The 22,088-nt window shown below is 41.5% G+C and carries 24 protein-coding genes, 1 tRNA gene, 2 pseudogenes and 1 other annotated feature; of the genes and pseudogenes, 19 read left to right on the forward strand and 8 right to left on the reverse strand.

Annotation, left to right across the window (positions count from 1 at the left end; genetic code table 11):
• Window positions 1-2 precede the first annotated feature (2 nt).
• Window positions 3-494, forward strand: coding sequence for a dihydrofolate reductase (locus tag CL176_RS01305; RefSeq protein ID WP_118989684.1), 492 nt, complete (start codon window positions 3-5; stop codon window positions 492-494).
• A gap of 209 nt (window positions 495-703) precedes the next feature.
• Here the strand turns inward: CL176_RS01305 and CL176_RS01310 are convergent, their stop codons facing one another.
• A complete protein-coding gene (locus CL176_RS01310) occupies window positions 704-1,990 on the reverse strand; it encodes a hypothetical protein (RefSeq protein WP_162890757.1) in 1,287 nt (428 codons plus the stop codon).
• A 222-nt stretch (window positions 1,991-2,212) separates the two neighbouring features.
• Here CL176_RS01310 and istA point away from each other — a divergent pair, with 222 nt between their 5' ends.
• The 4 genes from istA (at window position 2,213) to argH (ending at window position 7,404) form a co-directional block, all read left to right on the forward strand.
• Complete coding sequence (istA, locus tag CL176_RS01315; protein WP_118989686.1) at window positions 2,213-3,700, forward strand: IS21 family transposase; 1,488 nt, start codon at window positions 2,213-2,215, stop codon at window positions 3,698-3,700.
• Window positions 3,694-4,455: an IS21-like element helper ATPase IstB gene (istB, locus tag CL176_RS01320; protein WP_118989628.1), complete on the forward strand. Its 762-nt coding sequence runs from the start codon at window positions 3,694-3,696 to the stop codon at window positions 4,453-4,455. Before istA ends, istB begins: the two co-directional genes overlap by 7 nt.
• A gap of 169 nt (window positions 4,456-4,624) precedes the next feature.
• Window positions 4,625-4,827 (forward strand) — a binding site (T-box leader).
• Between the two features lie 50 nt (window positions 4,828-4,877).
• Window positions 4,878-6,080: an argininosuccinate synthase gene (locus CL176_RS01325; protein WP_118989687.1), complete on the forward strand. Its 1,203-nt coding sequence runs from the start codon at window positions 4,878-4,880 to the stop codon at window positions 6,078-6,080.
• Between the two features lies 1 nt (window position 6,081).
• Complete coding sequence (gene argH / locus CL176_RS01330) at window positions 6,082-7,404, forward strand: argininosuccinate lyase (RefSeq protein ID WP_118989688.1); 1,323 nt, start codon at window positions 6,082-6,084, stop codon at window positions 7,402-7,404.
• A gap of 123 nt (window positions 7,405-7,527) precedes the next feature.
• Here the strand turns inward: argH and CL176_RS01335 are convergent, their stop codons facing one another.
• Together CL176_RS01335 and CL176_RS01340 are read right to left on the reverse strand one after the other, a co-directional pair.
• Entirely contained in the window at window positions 7,528-7,962 is a 435-nt protein-coding gene (locus CL176_RS01335; RefSeq protein WP_118989689.1) for a DUF2188 domain-containing protein, read from the reverse strand.
• A 363-nt stretch (window positions 7,963-8,325) separates the two neighbouring features.
• Window positions 8,326-10,608 (reverse strand): FAD-dependent oxidoreductase, encoded by a 2,283-nt coding sequence (locus CL176_RS01340; protein ID WP_205528122.1) that lies wholly within the window; start codon window positions 10,606-10,608, stop codon window positions 8,326-8,328.
• A 445-nt stretch (window positions 10,609-11,053) separates the two neighbouring features.
• Between CL176_RS01340 and CL176_RS12935 the strand changes: the two are divergent.
• Together CL176_RS12935 and CL176_RS01355 are read left to right on the forward strand one after the other, a co-directional pair.
• Window positions 11,054-12,129: pseudogene (locus CL176_RS12935) on the forward strand (IS30 family transposase).
• Between the two features lie 295 nt (window positions 12,130-12,424).
• Window positions 12,425-12,507 (forward strand) — tRNA-Leu (locus CL176_RS01355).
• A 125-nt stretch (window positions 12,508-12,632) separates the two neighbouring features.
• Here CL176_RS01355 and CL176_RS01360 read toward each other — a convergent pair.
• Entirely contained in the window at window positions 12,633-13,247 is a 615-nt protein-coding gene (locus tag CL176_RS01360; protein ID WP_162890758.1) for a site-specific integrase, read from the reverse strand.
• 429 nt (window positions 13,248-13,676) lie between these two features.
• On the opposite strand from CL176_RS01360, the gene CL176_RS01365 reads away from it, so the two are divergent.
• The 10 genes and pseudogenes from CL176_RS01365 to CL176_RS12940 all read left to right on the forward strand — a co-directional run.
• On the forward strand, window positions 13,677-14,414 hold the full coding sequence (locus CL176_RS01365; RefSeq protein WP_118989693.1) for a phage portal protein: 738 nt from the start codon (window positions 13,677-13,679) through the stop codon (window positions 14,412-14,414).
• 187 nt (window positions 14,415-14,601) lie between these two features.
• Window positions 14,602-14,832: a hypothetical protein gene (locus CL176_RS01370; protein WP_162890759.1), complete on the forward strand. Its 231-nt coding sequence runs from the start codon at window positions 14,602-14,604 to the stop codon at window positions 14,830-14,832.
• Window positions 14,829-15,992 (forward strand): minor capsid protein, encoded by a 1,164-nt coding sequence (locus CL176_RS01375; RefSeq protein ID WP_118989695.1) that lies wholly within the window; start codon window positions 14,829-14,831, stop codon window positions 15,990-15,992. Before CL176_RS01370 ends, CL176_RS01375 begins: the two co-directional genes overlap by 4 nt.
• Before the next feature lie 31 nt (window positions 15,993-16,023).
• Entirely contained in the window at window positions 16,024-16,158 is a 135-nt protein-coding gene (locus CL176_RS12795; protein WP_276101718.1) for a hypothetical protein, read from the forward strand.
• A 57-nt stretch (window positions 16,159-16,215) separates the two neighbouring features.
• The gene (locus CL176_RS12150; protein WP_162890760.1) at window positions 16,216-16,368 is read left to right on the forward strand and encodes a hypothetical protein; all 153 of its coding nucleotides are present in this window, start codon (window positions 16,216-16,218) and stop codon (window positions 16,366-16,368) included.
• Between the two features lie 42 nt (window positions 16,369-16,410).
• Complete coding sequence (locus tag CL176_RS01380) at window positions 16,411-16,593, forward strand: hypothetical protein (protein WP_118989696.1); 183 nt, start codon at window positions 16,411-16,413, stop codon at window positions 16,591-16,593.
• A gap of 254 nt (window positions 16,594-16,847) precedes the next feature.
• Window positions 16,848-17,240 (forward strand): hypothetical protein, encoded by a 393-nt coding sequence (locus CL176_RS01385; protein WP_118989697.1) that lies wholly within the window; start codon window positions 16,848-16,850, stop codon window positions 17,238-17,240.
• A gap of 1 nt (window position 17,241) precedes the next feature.
• Window positions 17,242-17,457 (forward strand): hypothetical protein, encoded by a 216-nt coding sequence (locus tag CL176_RS01390; RefSeq protein WP_118989698.1) that lies wholly within the window; start codon window positions 17,242-17,244, stop codon window positions 17,455-17,457.
• Window positions 17,458-17,518: 61 nt separating this feature from the next.
• On the forward strand, window positions 17,519-17,650 hold the full coding sequence (locus CL176_RS12800; RefSeq protein WP_276101722.1) for a hypothetical protein: 132 nt from the start codon (window positions 17,519-17,521) through the stop codon (window positions 17,648-17,650).
• 131 nt (window positions 17,651-17,781) lie between these two features.
• A pseudogene (locus CL176_RS12940) lies at window positions 17,782-18,762 on the forward strand (IS30 family transposase); the annotation flags it as partial.
• Between the two features lie 235 nt (window positions 18,763-18,997).
• Here the strand turns inward: CL176_RS12940 and CL176_RS01400 are convergent.
• The 4 genes from CL176_RS01400 to CL176_RS01415 form a co-directional block, all read right to left on the reverse strand.
• Window positions 18,998-19,426, reverse strand: a complete 429-nt coding sequence (locus CL176_RS01400) for a transposase (RefSeq protein ID WP_118989700.1) — start codon at window positions 19,424-19,426, stop codon at window positions 18,998-19,000.
• Window positions 19,427-19,509: 83 nt separating this feature from the next.
• Complete coding sequence (locus CL176_RS01405; RefSeq protein WP_118989701.1) at window positions 19,510-20,001, reverse strand: DUF5067 domain-containing protein; 492 nt, start codon at window positions 19,999-20,001, stop codon at window positions 19,510-19,512.
• A 1-nt stretch (window position 20,002) separates the two neighbouring features.
• Entirely contained in the window at window positions 20,003-20,353 is a 351-nt protein-coding gene (locus CL176_RS01410; RefSeq protein ID WP_118989702.1) for a hypothetical protein, read from the reverse strand.
• Entirely contained in the window at window positions 20,350-21,033 is a 684-nt protein-coding gene (locus CL176_RS01415) for an XRE family transcriptional regulator (RefSeq protein WP_162890761.1), read from the reverse strand. Before CL176_RS01415 ends, CL176_RS01410 begins: the two co-directional genes overlap by 4 nt.
• Window positions 21,034-21,172: 139 nt before the next feature.
• Here CL176_RS01415 and CL176_RS01420 point away from each other — a divergent pair, with 139 nt between their 5' ends.
• Window positions 21,173-21,280 carry a helix-turn-helix domain-containing protein gene (locus CL176_RS01420; RefSeq protein WP_118989704.1) on the forward strand — a complete coding sequence of 36 codons (108 nt, stop codon included), beginning with the start codon at window positions 21,173-21,175 and terminating at the stop codon, window positions 21,278-21,280.
• Window positions 21,281-21,569: 289 nt separating this feature from the next.
• Window positions 21,570-21,953: a VOC family protein gene (locus CL176_RS01425; RefSeq protein WP_420824185.1), complete on the forward strand. Its 384-nt coding sequence runs from the start codon at window positions 21,570-21,572 to the stop codon at window positions 21,951-21,953.
• Window positions 21,954-22,088: the final 135 nt, after the last annotated feature.

Here is a 22,088-nt window from a genome sequence, read left to right on the forward strand (position 1 = left end):
TGATGTTATCTCTCATTTGGGCTCAGGACGAACAAGGGCTGATTGGCCGAGCGGATGATTTACCTTGGCGTCTGGCTAGTGATATGAAGTATTTCAAAGAAACGACCCTCCAAGGTGACGTACTCATGGGCCGGAAGACTTATGAAAGTTTCCCTAATGGCCCCTTAAAGGACCGGGAAAATATGGTGCTAACCACGAACCCAGATTTTCAAGCGGAAGCCGAAGTGCTGGTCTTTCATTCCAAGGAAGAAGCTTTAGCGCATGTTGCGAATTGGCCACGACCGCTTTACGTTATTGGCGGGGCGCAAATTTATGACTTGTTCTTAAGTGAAGCAGATGAATTACGGGTTACTCGAATTCAAGCGCGCTTCGAAGGCGACACTTATTTCCCAGAGGTAGATTGGGCGCAGTGGCAATTAGTGGAGTCCTGGCCAGGTGCGGTGGATGAGAGGAGCCCCTATGCTCACCAATTTGAAATTTACCGGCGGAAATAAGCAAGGGAGCTAGAGAAAAGCGTCCTTCGACGAAGGCAAGGTCTGGTTTTGCTTTTGGTATGCTAGGTCTTAGTCGTAAGACGTTGCCTTTAGTCTTCTGAATAAAGGTCAGCGGGTGGAATGACTCGCTTTACTGCAAGATAATTTATCTACCTAAAACCGCCCCTCCTGCATCTATTGGCAGAAGGGGCGGTTTCCTATAATTTAAACTATTCTATTGCTTGCGTTAATAGATTTTCTATGGTTAGGGCATGCTCTTGGTTCGTCATGCGTGGGATAGATTGATAGTCGGGAATTCGCTGCTCGCTTGGTTGGATACTGATTTTTAAGCGGTAGCGCGTTGACTTGAGTGGTTGGTTGGATGAATGATTGAAGAAATCAAAGTTTATCGATTCGCCGATGCCTTCTAAGGCAGCCACATAGCTTGCTTGATGCTTATGGAACTGCAAGCTGGCCTTCGTTAATTTACCGGTCATATCTTCAGTGCGCAACTTCTGGTTGCTGCTTGCCTTGCTCGGTATCTCAGCGGTTGTTTCTTCAGAGCTGACCGATTCATCTGTATCTTCATCACTGTCGTCGCCCATGGAAGACTCGCTCGATTGGCTATCTACTTGAACGCCAGCTTCCTCAACTAAGGCGGATAAATCACTTTTCACCCTGCGTTCAATCGTGAAATCGTCGCGATTGGTTTCGACCGTAAATCGCTGGTCAATATGAACGTCCCAAGGGCGATATAGGGAGTCAATCGGCTTAATAGACATGTCCAAATCGACATGCATTAAGAAACCCTTCAGTTGCTCAAATAAGTTCGTAGGAATCTCGACTCGTTCGACGTCTATCGTATAGGCCTGATCGGTTTCCTTGATAAACTCTGGATCGATACTACGAATCACGTCGGAATTCGGTAGAAATTGTAGGGCTTCGTTAACAGACGTGTCGAATTTCAAGCGCTCCAATTCACTGCGTTCAATCGGTGTATAATAATGATTGTAGCTACTTAATTCTTTCTGGATGTCTTCATCAATCGGGCCTAGACCTTCCGTATTTAGGAGTTCTACTTGATTAATATAAGCGAGTTCGAAACCGGAATAGGTCAAGACGCGTAAAGGATAAACGCTCAAAGATTGGCGCAAGGCATCGTTCTGGGTGGTCTCTTCGGCTTGGGCTGCTTCGCTTGTATGTTGGGCGCTTTCTTCATTAACCTCATAGAATTTCATATCAAAGAAAGCATCACCGCGTTCATTGTCGACTTGAATGGTACCTGCCGCGACCGGAATATTCTGATCGAGGTCCGTCAATTCGATGTGCATATCATAAGCCGTTAAATTTTGGATGTCTTGCAGACTCTGGTCGATATCTTCATAAGCTAAGTGAGATTCAAGGATGGATTCCTGGTAACTTTCGTCTTCCATCGACCTGACAAAAAGCTTCTCCGACGGTGTCCACAAACTACCGCAGGCCAGAAGTGAGACAAGACCTGTTTGCCAACGTTTCATATTCAATCAGTCCTTTTCTAGGCAAATATTATCATGATTTGACCTTCTAATCAATCCAACTAAAGTCGTAAATTCTCATTTGATTTTTAAAAAATATTTTTTAAGCTTGTTTGTTGTAATCTAAAAAGGGACCACCTTCGGGGTAAATTGCTATTCAAAAAGGGACCACTTGCCATGCCTTTCCATCTATAATAAACGTATTATAGATGGAGGTGCCAAGGAGTGATTCGTATCAATAAAGAATTCGAAGTGATTCACCGTTTTAGAAATGGGGAATCCATTAGGAAAATTAGCAGAGACATGGACATTGATAGAAAAACGATTCGAAGAATAAGGGATCGATACCAAGCAGGTATAGATGCTTTGGATGACGCTCAAAATGAGAAAGAAATCGAAGCAGCAACCGAACAATTAGTCTTAGAAAGAAAATATGATACTTCCAATCGGAAAAAAAGAACCTTTACACCAGAGGTGGAAGCTAGAATGAGCGAATTACTGGAAAAAGAAAGAGAAAAGGATCGAAGGCTAGGACCTCATAAACAAGCACTAACGGCTAAGGCTGTTTATGAAATCCTAGCAGAGGAAGGGTATGCGATTAAATACCGGACAGTCGCTCATTACTGGTCAAAAATGAAAGCGAAAGCTAAAGAGGCTTTTATCAAGCAAAATTATGCATTGGGTGCACGGGTGGAGTTCGATTTTGGAGAGGTCAAATTAGAAATTGAGGGCGTGGTTAAAACCTATTATCTCGCTGTGTGGGCTAGCCCTGCTTCAGATTATTACTGGGCTTACCTCTATACCAACCAGAAAAAAGCTGTCTTTCAGGATGCGCATGTGCGATTTTTTGAAAACCTGGGTGGGGTGTATGCGGAGCTTGTCTATGACAATATGAGAAATGTGGTCACTCGTTTTATTGGGCGTAATGAAAAGGAGCTAAACCCCCAACTCATCCAATTAGCCACTTATTATGGGTTTAATATTAATGTCACCAATTGCTTCAGTGGGAATGAGAAGGGAACAGTAGAGAGTCGTGTAAAGCATGTCAGACAAAACTGTTTCACCAAAAAATATCAATTTCAATCTTTAGATGAAGCTCGCCAGCATTTGGAAGAGTCCTTACGGACTTTGAATCAAGAGAGTCGTTTGGAAGAAGAAAAAGGCCACCTTCTTAAATACCGTCCTCCCTTTGAACTGGCAGAACTTTGTCAGCTCAGCGTCACAAAGTATGCCACGATTCATTATCAGAAGAATCAGTATTCTGTCCCTGACTACTTGGTAGGGAAGCGAGTTCAGATCAAGGCTTATGCCGATTATCTCGTGGTTTATGCCAATGAACAAGAAGTGGCCAGGCATAATAAAATAGAGGGTTCCCATGGGTTTCAGCTTGATATCAGTCACTATATCAAAACCCTCAAGAAGAAACCTGGTGCTCTGGAACACTCGCTGGTTCTTCAACAAACCCCCGGCTTGGAAACACTCTATCATAAATATTATAGCGGACACCCTAAAGAATTCATAGAACAACTTGAGAAATACCATAGCCTCAGTGGAGAGGCTTTGTGCCAGCAATTGGCCTATGATCAGTTGGTGCAACGTGTCACAACGGAAAATGAGGGTGTTCCTAAAAATCAGGAGGCGATTCTTCATCAGACAGAAGCAACGCTCCATCAATTAAATGCTCTCTATGGTTTGGAGGAAAGCTTATGTTAACAATCGCAGAAGCCGCTAATGAACTAAAACTTCCCTATCTGAAGGAAAATTACCAACACCTGCTCCTGGAATATACGAGTCGCGGACTGGATTTGGAAGAAGCCCTCACAGAGATATTGACAGAGGAGGTGGAACAACGTCGAAATCGAAGCTATCAAAGAAGGATTCGACAGGCCAAGTTTAGCCAAAAGAAGTACCTGATGGACTTTGACGAGAAAGTGTTTAAGGAAGGTGTTCGCCAACAACTACGCGAATTAAAGACCCTGAATTTTATTCAAGAGAAACAGAACGTCATTCTTATTGGCAACCCTGGAACAGGGAAGACGCATTTTAGCATTGGTCTTGGCATGGAGGCCTGTCTGCAGAATTATCATGTACAGTTCGTAAATGCCCCAAATCTTGTTATTGAATTAAGAGAGGCCGTCACGCAAAGTCAATTTTATCGCTTCAAACAGCGATTAAATAAGGTCGATCTCTTGATTGTCGATGAATTAGGTTATTTATCCTTTGATGAAGCCGGGGCTGAGCTTCTGTTTAATCTTCTTTCTAATCGGATGGGAAAGGGCTCTACAATGATTACGACGAACCTTACCTTTGATCGCTGGCAGGAATGCTTTAAAGACCCGACCTTAACGGGAGCCCTGGTGGATCGTTTAGCCTTTAAGGCGCATGTTGTGGACATGCGAGGGGAGAGTTATCGGATGAAGCAGACCAGTGCCTGGAAGGAGGCGCAAGCCAGCCAAAAGGAGGTATGAAGCGCTGAGACACTTTCTTCTTAACTAACTTTTCATAAATTAGCCTAAGCCGTTACATTGACCCAAAAGGTGGTCCCTTTTTCAACGGCAAGGTGGTCCCTTTTTCACTTGACATATACATAAGCTTGACAAGTTCCAATAAAGTCTATAATATAACATTAAATTAAGATTAAATTCTATGAAGAAGAAAGTAAATGAACTTAAGGAAGCAAGCGAGTCAGGGATGGTGTGAGCCTGATATTTCCGTTCATTGAAACGCGCTTTGGAGAAGAAACGATAAGATAAACGTTTCCGTTCGTCACGTTACGACTTTGAGTGGACCCAATTTGGGTCAATTGGAGTGGTACCGCGAGCTTAGTCCCCGTCTCTATTTAGAGGTGGGGACTTTTTTTGGGGTTTATCTAAAGAAAGGAAATTTACATATGTCAAAGAAGAAGATTGTCTTAGCTTATTCAGGTGGTTTGGATACGTCGATTACGATTCCATGGTTAAAAGAAAATTATGATGCGGATATTATTGCGGTTTGTGTGGATTTAGGTATTGATGAGGATTGGGAAGCGATTGAAGCGAAGGCCTTGGCTTCGGGAGCAACGAAATTCTACAATCCGCATGTGGCAGAAGAGTTCGCTTCAGAATACATTTATCCAGCTGTTACAGGGAACTTACGTTATCAAGATACTTATTTATTAGGGACTGCTTTAGGCCGTCCGCTCATTAGTAAATATCTAGTAGAAGTAGCTCATAAGGAAGAAGCCGACGCCATTTGTCATGGTTGTACCGGCAAGGGGAATGACCAAGTTCGTTTCGAGATGGGGATTGCGGCCTTTGATGCAGAGATGCCAGTGATTGCACCGTGGCGGATTTGGGACATTAAATCTCGTGAAGATGCGATTGATTATGCCCAAGCTAAAGGGGTACCGGTGACATCTACGAAGGAAAAGATTTACTCAGAAGATGAGAACTTAATGCATATTTCACACGAGGGTGGCGATATTGAAAGCCCAATGAATGAAGTGGATTATTCGAACATTCTACACAATGTGAATACACCCGAAGAGGCGCCGGATGAAGCAGAATACGTAGAAATTCATTTCGAGAAAGGCCGGGCAACTCATGTCAACGGTGAAGCATTGACGCCAGCAGAAGTAATCCGTGCGTTAAATAAAGTTGGTGGCAAGCATGGAATTGGTATTCTGGATTGGATTGAGGACCGGACAATTGGGATGAAATCACGTGGCATCTATGAAACACCAGGTGTACATCTCTTGATGGAAGCCCATGAGCGTTTGGAAAGTTTGACCTTGACGAAAGAAACCATTCGCATTAAAGGTATTCTCAGTGCAGAGTGGTCACAACTCGTTTACAATGGTCAATGGTTCTCTATGGCCAATGAAGCAATTCGAGCCTTCATGGAAGACACGCAAAAGACGGTTACAGGCGATGTGAAGCTGAAGCTTTACAAAGGTAATATCTTCCCAGCGAGTGTGGATAGTCCTTATGAATTGTTCGACCAAGATGTCTCCGGCTTTGGCGAAGATGACTTGTTCAATCATCATGATGCGGAAGGCTATATCAACGTGATTACCTTGCCAACTAAGATTCAAAAGAGAAAAGGATTGATTTAAGATGGCAGATTTATGGGGTGGGCGTTTCGAAGGAGACACGTCCGAATTAATGCAACAATTCAATGAATCCTTCTCCTTGGATCAACGTTTATGGTATGAAGATATTACTACCAGCATTGCCCATGTGACGATGCTAGGAGAACAGGGGATTATTACGTCCGAAGAAAGCGAAGCCTTGCAAGCGGAGTTGGCGCAATTACGCACAGAAATTGAAGCTGACCCAAGTATCTTGAGCGGTAATTATGAAGATATTCACAGCTTTGTTGAAGCGAAGATGATTAAACGTCTTGGTGACACCGGCAAGAAAATGCACACAGCCCGGAGCCGTAATGATCAAGTGACTGTGGACATGAAACTCTATGTCAAGCGGACACTAGGGGAGTTGGCTGAGCTGATTGAAGCGATGATTGCGACCTTCCAAGCAAAAGCCGAGACCGTGGATGCCTTGATGCCTGCTTATACCCATCTGCAACGGGCTCAAATTGTTCCCTTTAGCTACTATCTGGATGCTTATGTAGCGATGTTTGAACGTGATTTGAAGAAGGTATACCAAGCAATCAATCTGCTGGATGAGAATCCATTGGGAGCAGGGGCCTTAGCTGGAACGACTTACGACATTAACCGCCAACGCACAACAGACTTGCTGGGCTTCCGCCAAGTACAAAGAAATACACTAGACAGTGTATCTAATCGTGATTTTATCTTGGATGCCTTACAGGTCTTTAGTTCTTTAATGGTCCATATGAGTCGCATGAGTGAAGATTTGATTATCTACTCAAGCCAAGAATTCGCCTTTGTCGAGTCTTCCGATAGTTATGCAACAGGCAGCAGCATGATGCCACAGAAGAAGAACCCTGATGCATTGGAGCTAATTCGGGGCAAGGCTGGGAAAGTCATAGGCCTCATGAACAGTATGTATACGATTATGAAGGGGATCCCTCTTACCTATAATAAAGATATGCAAGAAGATAAGGCCATCTACTTTGAAGCCTATGACACAACCAATGCCTGCGTGCGTATCTTGACGGGAGTTGTGGACGAATTAATCGTTAAAGAAGACCGTCTGAATGAAACGGTCCATGATGGTTACTTAAACGCAACGGAACTGGCGGATTATCTCGTTCGTAAAGGTCTACCTTTCCGAGAAGCACATGGTATCGTCGGTGAAGCCGTTGTCTACGCCATTAAAGCTACCAAGCAACTTCATGAATTATCGCTTGACGAGTTGCAAGGCTTTAGTAATAAGGTAGATGCAGACGTCTTTGATTATTTACAACCCGAGAAGATTATGCAACAAGGCATTAAACGGGATATGTTCCGTTAAATAAACCCAAAAACGCCTGAGAGGAATTCCTCTTCAGGCGTTTTTGAGCTATTTCAGTGGTTTTCCTTGGATAATATCTTGGCCTTAATGCAAGATTCCTAAAGAAGTTTTAAGGGAGCTGTCTTAACTTTGCCGGTCGCCATTTTGCTTGTATATTTGGACGTGGGTGTCTTTGTTTTCAGCAATTTCTCGAGCGCGTTTAACTGCTTCGTTCTTTGTTGTGTAGACGTTGCTGGCTTGGTCGGCGTTCACAGTTTTGACTTTCCATTGATCGTCTTCGTAATAAACCATCACATCTTCATCAAGCAAAGAAGGATCTGTACTTCCAGTATCGTGGTCGTCTGACTTCTGTGGGTTTGGGCCGTATAACACTTCGCGCTGTTCCGCTTCGCTAGCATTCTCATACCATTCCTTCCCCTGTTCAATCGCAATCGGAATTGCTTCACCCTCTTCATAACCACTGTCTACAAGCGCATTTGCAATATCAATCATCTTCTTTTGGAGTACCCGGTCAAAGTTCTTAAATGCATTCGGATAATCCTCCATATTCCATGCCATGTTATCGCCTCCTTAAGTTAAGCATAGAATATTGCCCTCAATAAGTCGAAGAAAAGGGTTGGTGAGAATTTTCCTGCCAACAAGTGATGGGATGAGGGCAAGTCTGCTAACCAAGATGATTTTTATCGTATTCTAAGCTAAAGCAGATTGGTCAGCTGGTGTAAACATTCTTCTGGGGAGCATGGTTTGCTAATTCAAGAACCGCAAACTTCTATTAGAAAGTCGGCTTGTTAACACAAAACTAACTTACGCCAATTGCAAATCATCCGATTAAGGGAAGAGGATGTTTTTGTATAACGTATTTGCAGCAGAAATAAACATCACCTCGCTTAATAGCGAGATGATGTTGGAAAGGGAGTATGATTAAAGTCCGGCGTTCTCCATAGCTTGTTTTAAAGCTTCCATAAAGGCTCGTGAAGATACGCTGGCTCCTGAGACGACATCATGGTCAGCGGATTGTGTCTCGAGCGCTTTCTCTGAAAGTTGCTTCAAGGCTTCATCGCCGATACCTGTTGTCTCAGCATGTTCTATTACTTCAATGGCTGTCATTTGGCCGTCTTCTACAGTAATTTGTAGTTTCAAACGTCCACCGAAGCCATTGTCGGATTGACCTTCAAAGACATTGTTAGCTGTGTCTGACTCTTCTTCTGCGCTTTCTTCTTCACCTTTAGCATCGGCATCATTTAGCCATGATTCGATTTCAGCTTCTTTCTCAGAGTGAGTCATTGTATCTAGGCTGAGTCCGCGTTGAGAGAAGTATTCGGCTTTGTTTGTCTTCGTGCGATCATTCGTTTCAGCGCCTGCAAAGTCGGGGTTTAAAGCAGTGTCTGCAGTAGCTAGACCTGCTTCATCGACAGAAGCTGCGGCACGTCCTGCGACGTAACCACTGGTCATAACACGGCCAAGACCGTGAACGCGCATACCACCACTAGCCTCACCTGCGGCGAACAAGTTCGGAATCGGCTCACCGTAGATGTCTACCACTTGCATGTTTTCGTTGACGCGAATACCTGCTTGGGTGTCGTGCATACTAGGGGTTGCCCATAAGGCGTAGAATGGTCCTTCCTCGATGGTATTGACAAGGGTATCCTCACGGCCCCAGTCTTCGTCTTTGCCATTCTTGACAAATTCGTTGTAGCGAGTAATTGTATCGACGAGGGTTTCTGGATCCATCTTGATATCTTCGTGGTATTTATTGACAAGTTTCTCAGCCAGTTCTTCAAGGGTATCCGCTTTGAAAGCATAACCTTCTTCATAGTCTAGAACACCTTCTGCGTCCATGTCCCAGCCGTTACGTTCAGCAGCAGCTTGGTCCATAATCGCCCAAAGTGGTCCACCGTATGCTTCAGCATTGCCGTCACCATCTGGATCGATAAAGGTACCCGTTAATGCTTGGTCGAAGAACTCTTCACGATTAACGTCTTGTTGGCCTAAAGCATATTGGTCTTCGTTACCAATACGTTCACCGACCATGTTAACGATCACGAGACTATCAAAGTCTGGCACAATACCATTAGCGCGAACTAGTGGCCAGATGACACTGTCTTCCGTCCAACCGCGTCCATAACCATATTGTACTCCAAAGCGACGTGGGGCTGTAATGTTAGCACCAACAACGGATGTATAGTTACCTAAAGCACCTAAAGCGCCTCCGACTTCCATCGCTGCATATTCACCTGACGCGTCTTGGTCAGAGAAAGGCATACCTGCTAAGCCGTCTAAATGTTCCCCTAAGCGAGGGTCCATCATTGTACGGAATTCAACGTTACCTGTCGATCCACCAGTACATATGATGACTGCTTTATTCGCCTTAACGTTGACAGTTTCTTTAGTTTCTTCAATATTACCTTCAGACATTTGACTTGGTAAAGGCTCCTCTTCACCAGGCAAAATAGTTGGACTGTAGCTTGCTTGAATTCCCGTTACTTGGCCTTCAAACATACCGTCCCGGTAAATCTTATCCATGTGGTAGTTTAATAGGAATTGAGCACCTTTCTCACGGAGAGATTGCTCAAGTGGGCGACTAATACCAATTCCGGCAGCTTCAGTCCCGGTATAGGTATTTTCCCAATCAGACGCATCAACATATGTCATCCGACCTACGCTATCTCCGTCGTTACCGCCATCACGATAGTATGAACGAACCATAGGCTCAACATCTAAAGTCTTCACACCATTATCCATAATGAAAGAATAAGCTTCATTCATTGCGTTAGCAATTGAGCGTACGTAAGCTGCATCGTTATAGCGTGAGTTAATTGAGCTACCACGTGTGTGGTCATAATAATAAAGGTCAGCAGAGTCTTCAATGTTCCATTTCTCTTGGTCCATCGTGCCTCCACCAGAGTGGAACTGCCCTTCACTTACTGCCACGTGTCCCCCTACGTCGAAGTTTGCTTCAACAAGGATAACACTTGAGCCGTCTTCCATTGCCTTCAAAGCAGCAGGTAAACCAGATGCTCCAGCACCAACAACAACGACGTCTGCTTCATAATCCCAAGCAATATCTTCTGTAGCGGGTTGTACTGGGCTTCCAGTTGTTACTTGACTATTAGCGAAGACAGAAACAACCGAGCCACCTAAAATTAAAACCATTAGAATCAATAAAGGCTTTATAAGTTTCTTCAACCAATTCTGTTTCAACATTTACAAATCCTCCTTTGTATAAATCTAATGTGAATAAGCCGCAAATTAATTTTGTCTCCCCTCCTTCATTGTTCGTTAATTCACAATTGGATTATAAGAAAATACTGGGTTAAAGTCAAATAAGTTATGAACTTTTTAAATGATGATATAAAATTAATTATAAGCGAATTCTTAGACCATTTCCGTTTACTTATAAGAGAGCAAGAAGGTTATTATAGACGAAACCCTTCCATTTTTTAAAGGGAGTGGTGTGATATGCTCATGGCCAAAGTATCTTTAACAAGTGCTCCTTTAACTTAATTCAAACCGAGGAGCAGGCGCTGACATGATGATAAGCATTCGACAGATAAATTTCGCGACTTGTATAATTAAGTGAGACCATAAAAAGCCCATCGGCTTCTCTGCTATACTGATTTTAAGCATAAAATACAGAGGAGAGATTTCGATGAGCTATACCTATTCTACTATAGTTCGGAAAAATATTTACATATGACCTATGAGATGCGTAGAACGATGGAAAAGATACTAATTGAGAATGCCAAAGCGCCAAAGGCGAAAAAACCAACAAAGAGATTTATGAATCTTTAGGTATCTCAAAAGCCACCTTCTACCGTGAGCGTAAACGAGGACTAGTCGATGTTGTAAGATCTGACCTGGAGCCTTACAAAATGTATTCAGCCGACGTTGCACAGGATGACTATGGTTTTGAAGCCACGAGAAAAGGCCCTAATCCAAAAATTGGAAATAATCAAGTAGCAGCTAACTTCATTGATAACTTAATTGCTTGCGTGTCCTACTCACCATATGCGGCAAGCGTTGCCCTGAGAAACGAGGAGAGTCTGGGGCTCACTCTCTCCTTTAAAACTATCTACAACTACATTGAGAGAGGGTTCTTCGCCTCTTTAACTAAGAAAGATCTACCTCGTAAAGGTAAAAGAAGTAGAAGACAGTATAAGGGTGTACGAAGAACGAAAAGAGACTCCTTTGCTAAATCCATTCATGATAGGCCAAAGGCCGCTAATAATTGAAGTGAATTAGGACATTGGGAAATGGACTGCGTTGAATCCGAGAAAAACATCGGTCCACTCTACTAACGATGGTAGATCGCCGTTCCAGACGAACGATTCTCATAAAACTTTCCATTCAAACACAAAATGCTGTTATCGAGGCTTTAGATAATCTTGAGGACAGCTTAGGCCCTGAGAAGTTTAAGAAGACATTTAAAACAATTACCGTAGATAATGACAGTGAATTTTTAAACTGGAAAGAAATGGAGACATCCTCTTTTGATAAAGATGAAAACGCTACCGAATCTACTTCTGTGATGCCTATAGCGCCTATCAGAGAGGCACTAATGAACAAATCAACGGCCAGATACGTCGTCACATTCCAAAAGGATCCATCATCCGAGATTACTCCAAAGCTCAAATTAAAAGCATTGAGGAATGGATTAACACTTATCCTAGAGGAATTCACGCCGGTCATTCTGCCTTGAACATTTGGTTAGTTGAAGCCGCATAGCCGGCGCCCTTGACAACGATCCTCCTTCGGCATGGTTAAAGAGGGCAAGGTTTATGGGAATAATCCCATAAACCCCGGACTCACCTCGCTATTCGCGAGTACCATGCCTCAGCTCAGTGTCAATGGAGGCTTCGCCGCCGGCAAGCACATGATTTACATTGCGTTTATAGCTCAGATGACCTAGGTAGAAAATGAGTCTCACTTTAACTTGCAATTAGCGGTTTAAGATAAATTTGCAGATAAACCTTGACAAAAGAGGTGAGATTTAATATGATATATCTTGTAATTTCTTTGCGCGATCGTGGCGGAACGGCAGACGCGCCAGCTTGAGGGGCTGGTGTCCATTAGGGCGTGGTGGTTCAAATCCACTCGGTCGCATAGCTTAAAAGGGCTTCATGACAAGGTTCATGGAGTTCTTTTTGTTTTGCTGAAATTTCCTTCAGGGCCTCAAAAGGCGATTTAAACCGATATAAACCGATGTAATTTCGGCAACTTTTCGGCAGTTATTTCCAGAAACCATCAACGACATTTAACACAATTTCAGCGACTATCTCTAGCCCTTTCGTATAGTGAGCAGTCATATCTATATCGCTATGACCTAGATACCTTTGGAGCTGTAAATTATCAATTCCAAGAGCTGAGGCATAGCTAGCGAAAGTGTGCCGGAACATATGTGGCGTGATTGTAATCTCCATCATATCTCCGATTTTCTGCATCCAGTCGTTTAACGTCTTTATGTGATAGGGCTGTTTTGTGACTGGAGATATAAAGATAAAATCATCAATGCCTAAGATTTTATTTTCACTTGCCATCAATGACTTGGTTTCTGTGATTTGATTATTAAGTAGTTGTGCGACGGTTTCGTTTACGACGACAATCCTGTTTGAAGCACTTGATTTCACGCTCTTACCTTCGGGATAATCTCGTGTCCGAGAAATCTTTATATCTAGCCGTGCGTGGCCACTAGGCAGGAAACGTATATTTCTTTGCGTTAAGCCATAGGCCTCACCTCTTCTTAGACCAAAAGTAATCATATATAAACACCGATATACATCAGGGCGCATGTGTTGCTCAGTTAAATGCATAAATTCTCTGTAATCATCATCGATAATCTGCATAAATAACTTAAAAAATCCCTTCATAGTTTCTTGGGAATAGTCATGCTGATCGTACAAATCATAAATGTATGTTTGAACAACATTGCGAGTAATTTCCTTGATATCATTATTACCAACTTTATCAAGCGATTTATTTATTCTTCCTTGATTTGTGTTTAGAGCGTTAATTGCAATAGCAAATGCATAATTATTTTTAGAAATCCTGTTATGACGCTAGCTTTCTGATTATTCAGTCATATCAAGGGTTGAGACTTTGCGGTCTAACTTAGGCTATTTGGGAAAGTCGATTCATTTCTTGTTCAAAGAGCTGGTCAGGTGAATAATAGTTAAGTTTTTTACGTAGCCTCTGGTTCAGCGCATTGGTCATAGCCTTAAGGTCCTGGTATTTAAGGCCTTTTTTATTACTTCGACCCTGAAACGAATCAAGCAATCGGTAAATGTTGGGAACGTCTTCCGCTCATTGCTTGGAGATATAACGAGGACGAATCTAGTTTGTTGAGGCAGGTTAAATCTCTTATCGACAACTTATCAACACAAGTTTCTGTTAATTCGGATTTACTAGCAGATTTGCCAAAACAAATATATGTTCTCAAAAACTATGATGGCCAAAGTTTAAGTCAATTTGTCAATCAATTGAATAAGTATTTGAGTATTAAAGTGTCCGGCGATGGGGGTGTAGAAACATTGTCTGCAAATCCTGATACCAATGGTGCTGAAGCCGAAATCGCTCGAACAAGAAAGTCATTGTACGAAGCGGCCTCAGGTATTGATACCCAAGACGAGAATTTGGGCAATGCGTCGGGGCTAGCTTTGAAATGGCGATACACTGATTTAGATTTAGATATGAATGATATGGAAGTTGAATTTCAACGGTCTATTGAGCAGTTCATGTGGTTTGTCGAACAGTATGCCAAAAACAACGGGTATCCAAGCTACTTTAAATCTTTTAGCTATATATTTAATCGTGATATTGTCGTTAACGAAACAGAAGTCATCCAAAACGCGATGAACTCTATCGGCATACTTGACAATCAAACCATCCGGGAAAATCATCCATGGTACAAGCCCGCTGTAGAAAAACGTCTGAAAGAAAACGAAAAACAAAAACGACAGACAATTCAAAATGATTATCTTGATCTAAATAAATTGGGGGAGAATGATGAATAATCAAGCTTATTGGCGTAAGCGACTCATCGAGCAAGAACAGCGCTCCCAGGAAATCGACGATTGATACTTAGACCAAATTGCTAAAGAATTACGCCAGTATGAGCAAGAGATTGTCCGTGATATCGAGGCCTTTTACGGTCGATACGCAGACCGCATGGGAATAAGCCAAGCGGAGGCAATTAAATATTTGAGCGATAATGAACGCCAGGAGTTTCAGGGAATCACTTTAGAAAAGTTTAGAAAGATGGCGCTTAACCCGAATACCGATCAAGATCTACTAGAGGCGTTATCACTGAGGCATAGAATCAGTCGCAAGCAAGCTTTGTTAGATGAGATACGACTAAAGACAGTGGATTTATATCGTAAAGATGGAGAGATAGAAGATTTAGCGACCGTAATGTCGCGGAAGTTTATTTGAAGGCGCGTGCAAGTACCCAAAATGCTTTAGGCAAGGTGGGGCTGAAGACTCGTCGTCCAATTCCTGATATTAAGACATTGAAGAATCGCTTACGATCAAATTGGTCAGGTAAGAATCTCTCCCAGAAGCTATGGGGCCATGAGACCTGGCTTTATGACGAGATGGCAGATATCCTGGAGAAAGGCTTCACGAGCCAAGAATCACTGGATAGCATTAAACGGAAGATTGCACAACTGATTTCCTCACCCACTGAAGAAGGCTGGCAATCCGCTCTTTTTAATGCTGAACGCTTAGTTCGTACCGAGAGTGCAGCCTATAATACGATGGCGACCCTTGATGAAATGAAGGCACACTGGGTTGAAGAGGGAATTTTGGAAGCGACGCTAGATAACCGAACATCTGATCATTGCAGGCAAATTGACGGGAAAGTTGTCCAACTTAAGGATGCGAAAATAGGAATTGATTTACCGCCCTTTCATCCTTGGTGTCGGACGATTGTGGTGCCAAAGAGTATTGATGATTACTTTGGGGACTTAGACGCTGACGAGGAGGACTTAGTCACACTGGAAGAAGCCTTTGATGCGATTGAACGTCGATTAGACGAGATAATGGATGATATCTCCCCGTTGGGTCAAAAAGACAAAGGAAAGAAAATAGCTATTACTGACCAGGCTATTGACAAGGTGAACTTGGTAAACATACCTGGACATACACCTGAAGAAAATAGAACCATCCAATTAAATCATAAACAACTGCTATTCGATGCACGAGAGAATAATAACCATGATGAAGTAATGTATATCCTAGATAAAGGAGAATTGTTGCGAGTATATGGGGATCATAACACCGTTGATCCCAATAAGTCTCATAACGTTAGGCTGAGGTTATTATTAAGTCCCAAGAGGAGTTTAACCGTTCTTCACAACCATCCAGGAGGCTCTAGTTTTTCGTTAAATGACTTGAATATGTTTATGGAAACGCCATCTGTAAAAACGATGACCATTGTAACGAATCAAGGGAAAGTAATGTATTTAACAAAAATGGATAAATTCAATAAGGAAAAAGCCGTAGACCTAGCGAGTGAAGTAAAAATTAAAAACATAGAAAACATAGATAAAAAATTGAATCTATTATTGAAACAATCTATAATGCAGGTGTAAGGTATAAAATAAGATAAGGGTGATTATTCTTATGGACGAAAAAACAGTATCAATTGAAGAGAAGAGAGTTCCCATTTTAGATGGAAAGCCAGAGGTGACAATTGAGGAAATGATCGAACAGTGGCGAATGCAAGCAGAAGAAGAAAAGAAGAGCAAGGGAAAGTAGCACTCACTCACATAGGAGAGAGTGCTATTTTTATGCCTTAAATTAGGAGGTGATGTAATGGTTTGGGCTTATCATCTTTATGTGGATGACCAACGGCATTTTTGTTTAGTTGGCGAGCTTGATCCGATGATACGTCTTTATGTATCACCCGAAAAAGTTTGCAGAGTCGAGCCTCTTTTTAAAAAGCAGAAAGGCGGTGACAGGCCTTGAAGGCTGTATCTCGGTGCTACTAACGTGAAAGTGGGGGATTTAATGGACAGGCGTTTATTAGATGAATTTAAAAAAGTACGTAAAGCACTCGAAAACATAGCTAAAGCTCTTGAGAAAGCCAATCGGATGGATGAAGAATTTTATAAAAAAGAGCATGGAATCGGCTTAAAAGAATGTACTGAGCCGGAAATACCAGACGAAGTGTTGAAAGAATATATTATCTAAGTCGACTTAAGGTAAGTTTATATGGCAGTGGTATGATCCAGATAACAACAAATTAATGAGGTCCAAAAGACAAGAAGAGCTTGCTGGAACTACAGATGTAATTGTTGAATTTAAAGAAATTGACCCTATCCAGCATTCTAAGTTTATGTATAGACTTAAAAATTGATGAAAGGTACGATGAGTTGTGTTGGAATCTGACTTAGGCATATAGTGCTCCCCTTACTATTTTTTGGTCAATAACAGTATAGGGCACTATGTGCTTTTTTCTTCAAATTCTTTATGCATTTCACTTTACAACTAATCATCCCGAAAATTTAGTAAAACATACAGAGGGGATTATAGATAAACTCTCTAAAAAAGGGTATACTTTAAGTAGGGTAAGGAATACTTGGCTAGACGATAGTAATCCGTATAAAGGTATTAATACAAATCTTATAACACCAATAGGGTATGAATTTGAGTTACAATTTCATACACCAGAAAGTTTTGCGGTTAAAAATGGCGCAATGCATGAGTTATATGAAAAGCAGCGCGAGTTGAATCCAATTAAGGATGCTGATAAAATTCAGCAAATTGATAAAGAGATGTTTGAGTTATCTAGGTCATTAAAGAGACCAAAAGACGTTGAAATTATTGGGGAGGATTAAGATGTTTAGATATTATCTTCTGTTGAGCGATGACGAATTTAACCGAGTTCTTGTTAAGAAAAATATAGAAACAAGAGAAGAAAAATATTTTAACCCAACTAATAACAACTGGGAGGCTATAGGAATTATGATCCGATATTTTTGGCCTGATTCAGATACTTATGATATGTATGAAGAACTTACTGAAGAAGAAGCAATGGAAATAGTTTCAATGTAATAAGCACTTACTCAGCTATGAGAGAGTGCTATTTTTATGCCTTAAATTAGGAGGTGAGGAAATGGTTTGGGCTTATCATCTTTATGTGGATGACCAACGGCATTTTTGTTTAGTTGGCGAGCTTGATCCGATGATACGTCTTTATGTATCACCCGAAAAAGTTTGCAGAGTTGAGTCCCTCTTTAAAAAGTAGAAAGGTGGTGACAGGCCTTGAAGGCTGTATCTCGGTGCTACTAACGTGAAAGTGGGGGATTTAATGGACGGGCGTTTATTAGATGAATTAAAAGAGTACGTAAAGCACTCGAAAACATAGCTAAAGCTCCTGAGAATGCCAAAGCGGCAAAGGCGAAGAAAAAACCAACAAAGAGATTTATGAATCTTTAGGTATCTCAAAAGCCACCTTCTGCTGTGAGCGTAAGCGAGGACTAGTCGATGTTGTAAGATCTGACCTGGAGCCTTACAAAATGTATTCAGCCGACGTTGCACAGGATGACTATGATTTTGAAGCCGTGAGAAAAGGCCCTAATCCAAAAATCGGAAAAATCATAAAGCAGCTAACTTCATTGAGGACTTAATCGCTAACGAATCCTACTCACCCTATGCGGCAAGCGTTGCCCTCAGGAACGAGGAGAGTCTGGGGTCACTCTCTCCTTTAAAACTATCTACAACTACATTGAGAGAGGGTTCTTCGCCTCTTTAACTAGAAAGATCTGTCTCGTAAAGGTAAAAGCAGTAGGAGACAGTATAAGGGTGTACGAAGAACGAAAAGAGACCCCTTGGCTAAATCTATTCGTGATAGGCCTGAGGCTGCTAATAACCGAAGTGAGTTAGGTCATTGGGAAATGGACTGCATGGAATCCGGTAAAAAACATCGGTCCACTTTACTAACGATGGTAGATCGCCGTTCCAGACGAACGATTCTCCTAAAGCTTTCTTCTCAAACTCAAAGTGCGGTTATCAAGGCTTTAGATAATCTTGAGAACAACTTAGGCCCTGAGAAGTTTAAGAAGACATTTAAAACAATTACCGTAGATAACGGCAGTGAATTTTTAAACTGGAAAGAAATGGAGACATCCTCTTTTGATAAAGATGAAAAGCGCTGCCGAATCTACTTCTGTGATGCCTATAGCGCCTATCAGAGAGGCACTAATGAACAAATCAACGGCCAGATACGTCGTCACATTCCAAAAGGATCATTACACCAAAGCTCAAATTAAAAGCATTGAGGAATGGATTAACACTTATCCTAGAGGAATTCACGTCGGCCATTCTGCCTTGGACATTTGGTTAGCTGAAGCCGCATAGCCGGCGCCCTTGACAACGAGCCTCCTTCGGCATGGTTAAAGAGGGCAAGGTTTATGGGAATAATCCCATAAACCCCGGGCCCACCTCGCTATTCGCAAGTATCATGCCTCAGCTCAGTGTCAAGGGAGGCTTCGCTGCCGGCAAGCACATGATTTACATTGCGTTTATAGCTTAGATGACCTAGGTAGAAAATGAGTCTCACTTTAACTTGCAATTAGCGATAGTGTAGAAATTTCTAACTTAAATTGACAATCTCAATTTTTTCTTCTTGTGTTTTCTTCTGGCCTTTCATTGTATACACCTCGGGTTTAGGAACAACGTCCTTAGTTTCTTCCCCTTTAGTATACTTGGTTAGACAGTTTCTTACAGTGCTGTGGGAAGGTATATTGTATTTTAGAGCAAGTTGTCTGATAGGTTCTTGATAATCAAGATACTCTTCAACAACAGCTAACTTGAAGTCATGACTGTAATGATTATTGGAGGTCTTAGTTGGGATGCCAGAATAGCCATGGCTTCTATATTTAGTGACGTAATTAGAAAACGTTCGCTTGGATAAAAGTAGTCCATATTCTTCCCTCAACGTTCTATAGGATATACCGTCCTCTATATACAAACGAATATATTTCTCTAGTTCACTATCTGAATGTTTCCTGCTTGAACGCATAAAACTCCCCCTTAAGTAGATTTACTTTTTTAAGTGTCTACTTTAGGGGGAGCATATCAAGGCGGTGGTGTGGGGTTTTCTTTTTATAAATCGTTTAAGTCTAATTCGATGGCGTAATCATAGCCACTCTCAAACGAGAAAAACTCTTTGATTTCAAGCAACAATGGCTTGTTTAGATCTTCTATGCCAATAGTAGTTTGTGCATCCGTCACTTTTCCGCCTGGTTTGACGTTCTTTTGTCCTGTTTCAAGATTCAGTCCTTCAACGTAACCAACGGTTGATGTTTCCACTCCATCTTGATACCCAGTTAAACTATAAGACATGAAAGGTATCATTTCTTTGTCTGAAACATTTTCCCAATCGTATGTAATAATCAATACTGGATTACCTTCATAGTCATTACCAAGTTCAAAGTCAGTAAATGTTATTTTGTAATCTCCAATTTCCATCACTTCATCTAATTCGATTTTCTTACCATCTTCAATTTCTACCGCAAATATTTCATTAGTGTAAGTTACAATTGGCGTAAGGACTAGTCCTGCTGTTAACATCGTTCCAGCTAAAATCTTTTTCATGTTACACTCCTTTATTTTGCTTTCGTGTTCCTATAATAAAGACAATTCCGAAAATAATTCCTAGCCATCCCCATACGATGAGGTCTGAATATGTTCCTGCGTTCGGCAGTGCTAAGATTCCTCCAACAATATAAAATACTCCAGCTACATGACCAGCCATACCGCCAGTGCGTCCAACGATTCCCAAAATTCCTGAAACTAGATAGCATATAGCGAGTAACATACCAGCGCTACCGCTTATTTCACCATTATCCATTAAAGTGTTCCCAAGACCAGCAATACTAGACTGAAACATAATGAATACGGCCAATATAATGCTAATAATGCCTATAACTAATTTAGTTGTCCTCATAATAACACCCTCCCTAAAATTGTTACTTGATTATGGCTAAATTTCATATCATCATATAAATCATTTTCAGATTTCAAAACAACCGTATCACCGTCTAAATAAACCCTTTTACACGTCACACCCTCATTTTCAATCCTCACGATAGCAACCTCACCTTGTTTCACGGTTGGTTGATGCCTTATGTATACCTTCGCACCGTTTTCAATAAGCGGAATCATCGAATCACCAACCACCGTAACCAACTCATCCGCTCCTTTGGGTACGATTGAATCTGGTTTAACTTCGTATGCATCTCCATCATCCACATATCTAGCAGAACCTGCTGCTGTTGACCGGCCATATATAATTGAAGGGCTATTTATTTCATTGGTTGATTTTTGTTCTTCCAATTGATACTCCGTATAATTGTAAACTTTAACTTGACGAGGTTGTTCCAATTGTTCGTATATTCCGAACAATTCATCATACATGAAGTTCATATCTTCTTGGCCATCACTAATAATATCTGATTTTTTGACACCAAATATACTTGACATTTTTTCTATATTATCCATTAAGGGTTTGTTTCTTCCTAACTCCCAAGCGGATACAGCAGTTGGCGCTACACCTAATTTTTCCGCCAGCTCTTTTTGGGTTAGTTTAGACTTCTTTCGATGATATTTGATGTTTTCCGATAGCAAGACTACACCTCCCAACTTACGGTCATTATATACAAAACTACACTTGAAGTAAAGTTTTTTGAAAACAAGACAAGAATAGTTGACGCTACACTTGGAGTGTATCATTATGTAGTTACACAGAAGGAAAGGAGTTGAAGATATGCGGATGACACTTGAATCGGCTCGTATCAATAAAGGTATGAAGCAATCTGAGATGGCCGAAGCCTTAAGCGTTAGCAGAGCTACATATAACGCTTTGAATTGTTAAAGCGACCTATGAGAGTAGACTAAGCTTTTAAGTTTAGCAAAATAACTGGTGTCCCAATAGACAACCTTATTTCTTCAAAGAAGAACACACTTCAAGTGTAGTCAATGAATAAGTTAACTGATTTTAAATAAGCCAGCCGTGCTTTTTAAGCATACAGAAAAAAGACAAAGCTAATTTCACTCACCACATATAAGGTATCGGCACGGGCAATTAGCCTTAGTGGGTGTTAGCCTTATGGCTAATACACTCAAGTGTTTATGGTAGAATATTGCTAAGTAAGGAGGCTGATATGATGCGAATTGAAGACATTGGGCTTTGGGTTGAAGATTTAGATAAGATGCGTGCATTCTATGAAACTTATTTTGGTGCAAGGGCGAATGATTTATATCATAATCCTCAGAAAGTCTTTAAGTCTTACTTTTTAACCTTTGTTGATGATGCGTATTTGGAACTGATGACCTGGGGTGATATTGCTGAGCGGCATGAAAATGCTTTTGGTTGTGCACACTTAGCTTATGTAGTTGGGGATGAGGCCGATGTGGATGTTCTAATGGGGCGACTGCGTGAAGCAGGCTATGCGGTAGTGGGTGAACCGCGACGTATAGGGGACGGTTGCTATGAGTCAGTTGTGTTAGATACTGAAGGCAATCAGATTGAAATTACAGCGGCATAAGAATTAGGCACAGGTCTCAAGGAGGCGTGTGTCTTTTAGGCTAGTGGGTCTTACGTGATTGAAGAATCGTGCTATACTAGGTAGAGATATGATTAGATAATGATTGGAGGGAATATTTGTGGCTTATTTAGGGAA

The organism is Suicoccus acidiformans (assembly GCF_003546865.1).
Classification (GTDB): Bacteria; Bacillota; Bacilli; order Lactobacillales; family Aerococcaceae; genus Suicoccus; species Suicoccus acidiformans.

What these genes read in the sequence shown, in the direction of transcription:
- CL176_RS01420 (WP_118989704.1), top strand. Translation starts at nt 21,173, where the DNA reads ATGCGGATGACACTTGAATCGGCTCGTATCAATAAAGGTATGAAGCAA.
- argH (WP_118989688.1), top strand. Translation starts at nt 6,082, where the DNA reads ATGGCAGATTTATGGGGTGGGCGTTTCGAAGGAGACACGTCCGAATTA.
- CL176_RS12150 (WP_162890760.1), top strand. Translation starts at nt 16,216, where the DNA reads ATGGTTTGGGCTTATCATCTTTATGTGGATGACCAACGGCATTTTTGT.
- CL176_RS01310 (WP_162890757.1), bottom strand. Translation starts at nt 1,990, where the DNA reads ATGAAACGTTGGCAAACAGGTCTTGTCTCACTTCTGGCCTGCGGTAGT.
- CL176_RS01400 (WP_118989700.1), bottom strand. Translation starts at nt 19,426, where the DNA reads ATGCGTTCAAGCAGGAAACATTCAGATAGTGAACTAGAGAAATATATT.
- CL176_RS01380 (WP_118989696.1), top strand. Translation starts at nt 16,411, where the DNA reads ATGGACAGGCGTTTATTAGATGAATTTAAAAAAGTACGTAAAGCACTC.
- CL176_RS01410 (WP_118989702.1), bottom strand. Translation starts at nt 20,353, where the DNA reads ATGAGGACAACTAAATTAGTTATAGGCATTATTAGCATTATATTGGCC.
- CL176_RS01360 (WP_162890758.1), bottom strand. Translation starts at nt 13,247, where the DNA reads ATGCAGATTATCGATGATGATTACAGAGAATTTATGCATTTAACTGAG.
- CL176_RS01385 (WP_118989697.1), top strand. Translation starts at nt 16,848, where the DNA reads ATGTGCTTTTTTCTTCAAATTCTTTATGCATTTCACTTTACAACTAAT.
- CL176_RS01340 (WP_205528122.1), bottom strand. Translation starts at nt 10,608, where the DNA reads ATGTTGAAACAGAATTGGTTGAAGAAACTTATAAAGCCTTTATTGATT.
- CL176_RS12795 (WP_276101718.1), top strand. Translation starts at nt 16,024, where the DNA reads ATGGACGAAAAAACAGTATCAATTGAAGAGAAGAGAGTTCCCATTTTA.
- istB (WP_118989628.1), top strand. Translation starts at nt 3,694, where the DNA reads ATGTTAACAATCGCAGAAGCCGCTAATGAACTAAAACTTCCCTATCTG.
- CL176_RS01390 (WP_118989698.1), top strand. Translation starts at nt 17,242, where the DNA reads ATGTTTAGATATTATCTTCTGTTGAGCGATGACGAATTTAACCGAGTT.
- CL176_RS01335 (WP_118989689.1), bottom strand. Translation starts at nt 7,962, where the DNA reads ATGGCATGGAATATGGAGGATTATCCGAATGCATTTAAGAACTTTGAC.
- CL176_RS01325 (WP_118989687.1), top strand. Translation starts at nt 4,878, where the DNA reads ATGTCAAAGAAGAAGATTGTCTTAGCTTATTCAGGTGGTTTGGATACG.
- CL176_RS01425 (WP_420824185.1), top strand. Translation starts at nt 21,570, where the DNA reads ATGATGCGAATTGAAGACATTGGGCTTTGGGTTGAAGATTTAGATAAG.
- CL176_RS12800 (WP_276101722.1), top strand. Translation starts at nt 17,519, where the DNA reads ATGGTTTGGGCTTATCATCTTTATGTGGATGACCAACGGCATTTTTGT.
- CL176_RS01305 (WP_118989684.1), top strand. Translation starts at nt 3, where the DNA reads ATGTTATCTCTCATTTGGGCTCAGGACGAACAAGGGCTGATTGGCCGA.
- CL176_RS01405 (WP_118989701.1), bottom strand. Translation starts at nt 20,001, where the DNA reads ATGAAAAAGATTTTAGCTGGAACGATGTTAACAGCAGGACTAGTCCTT.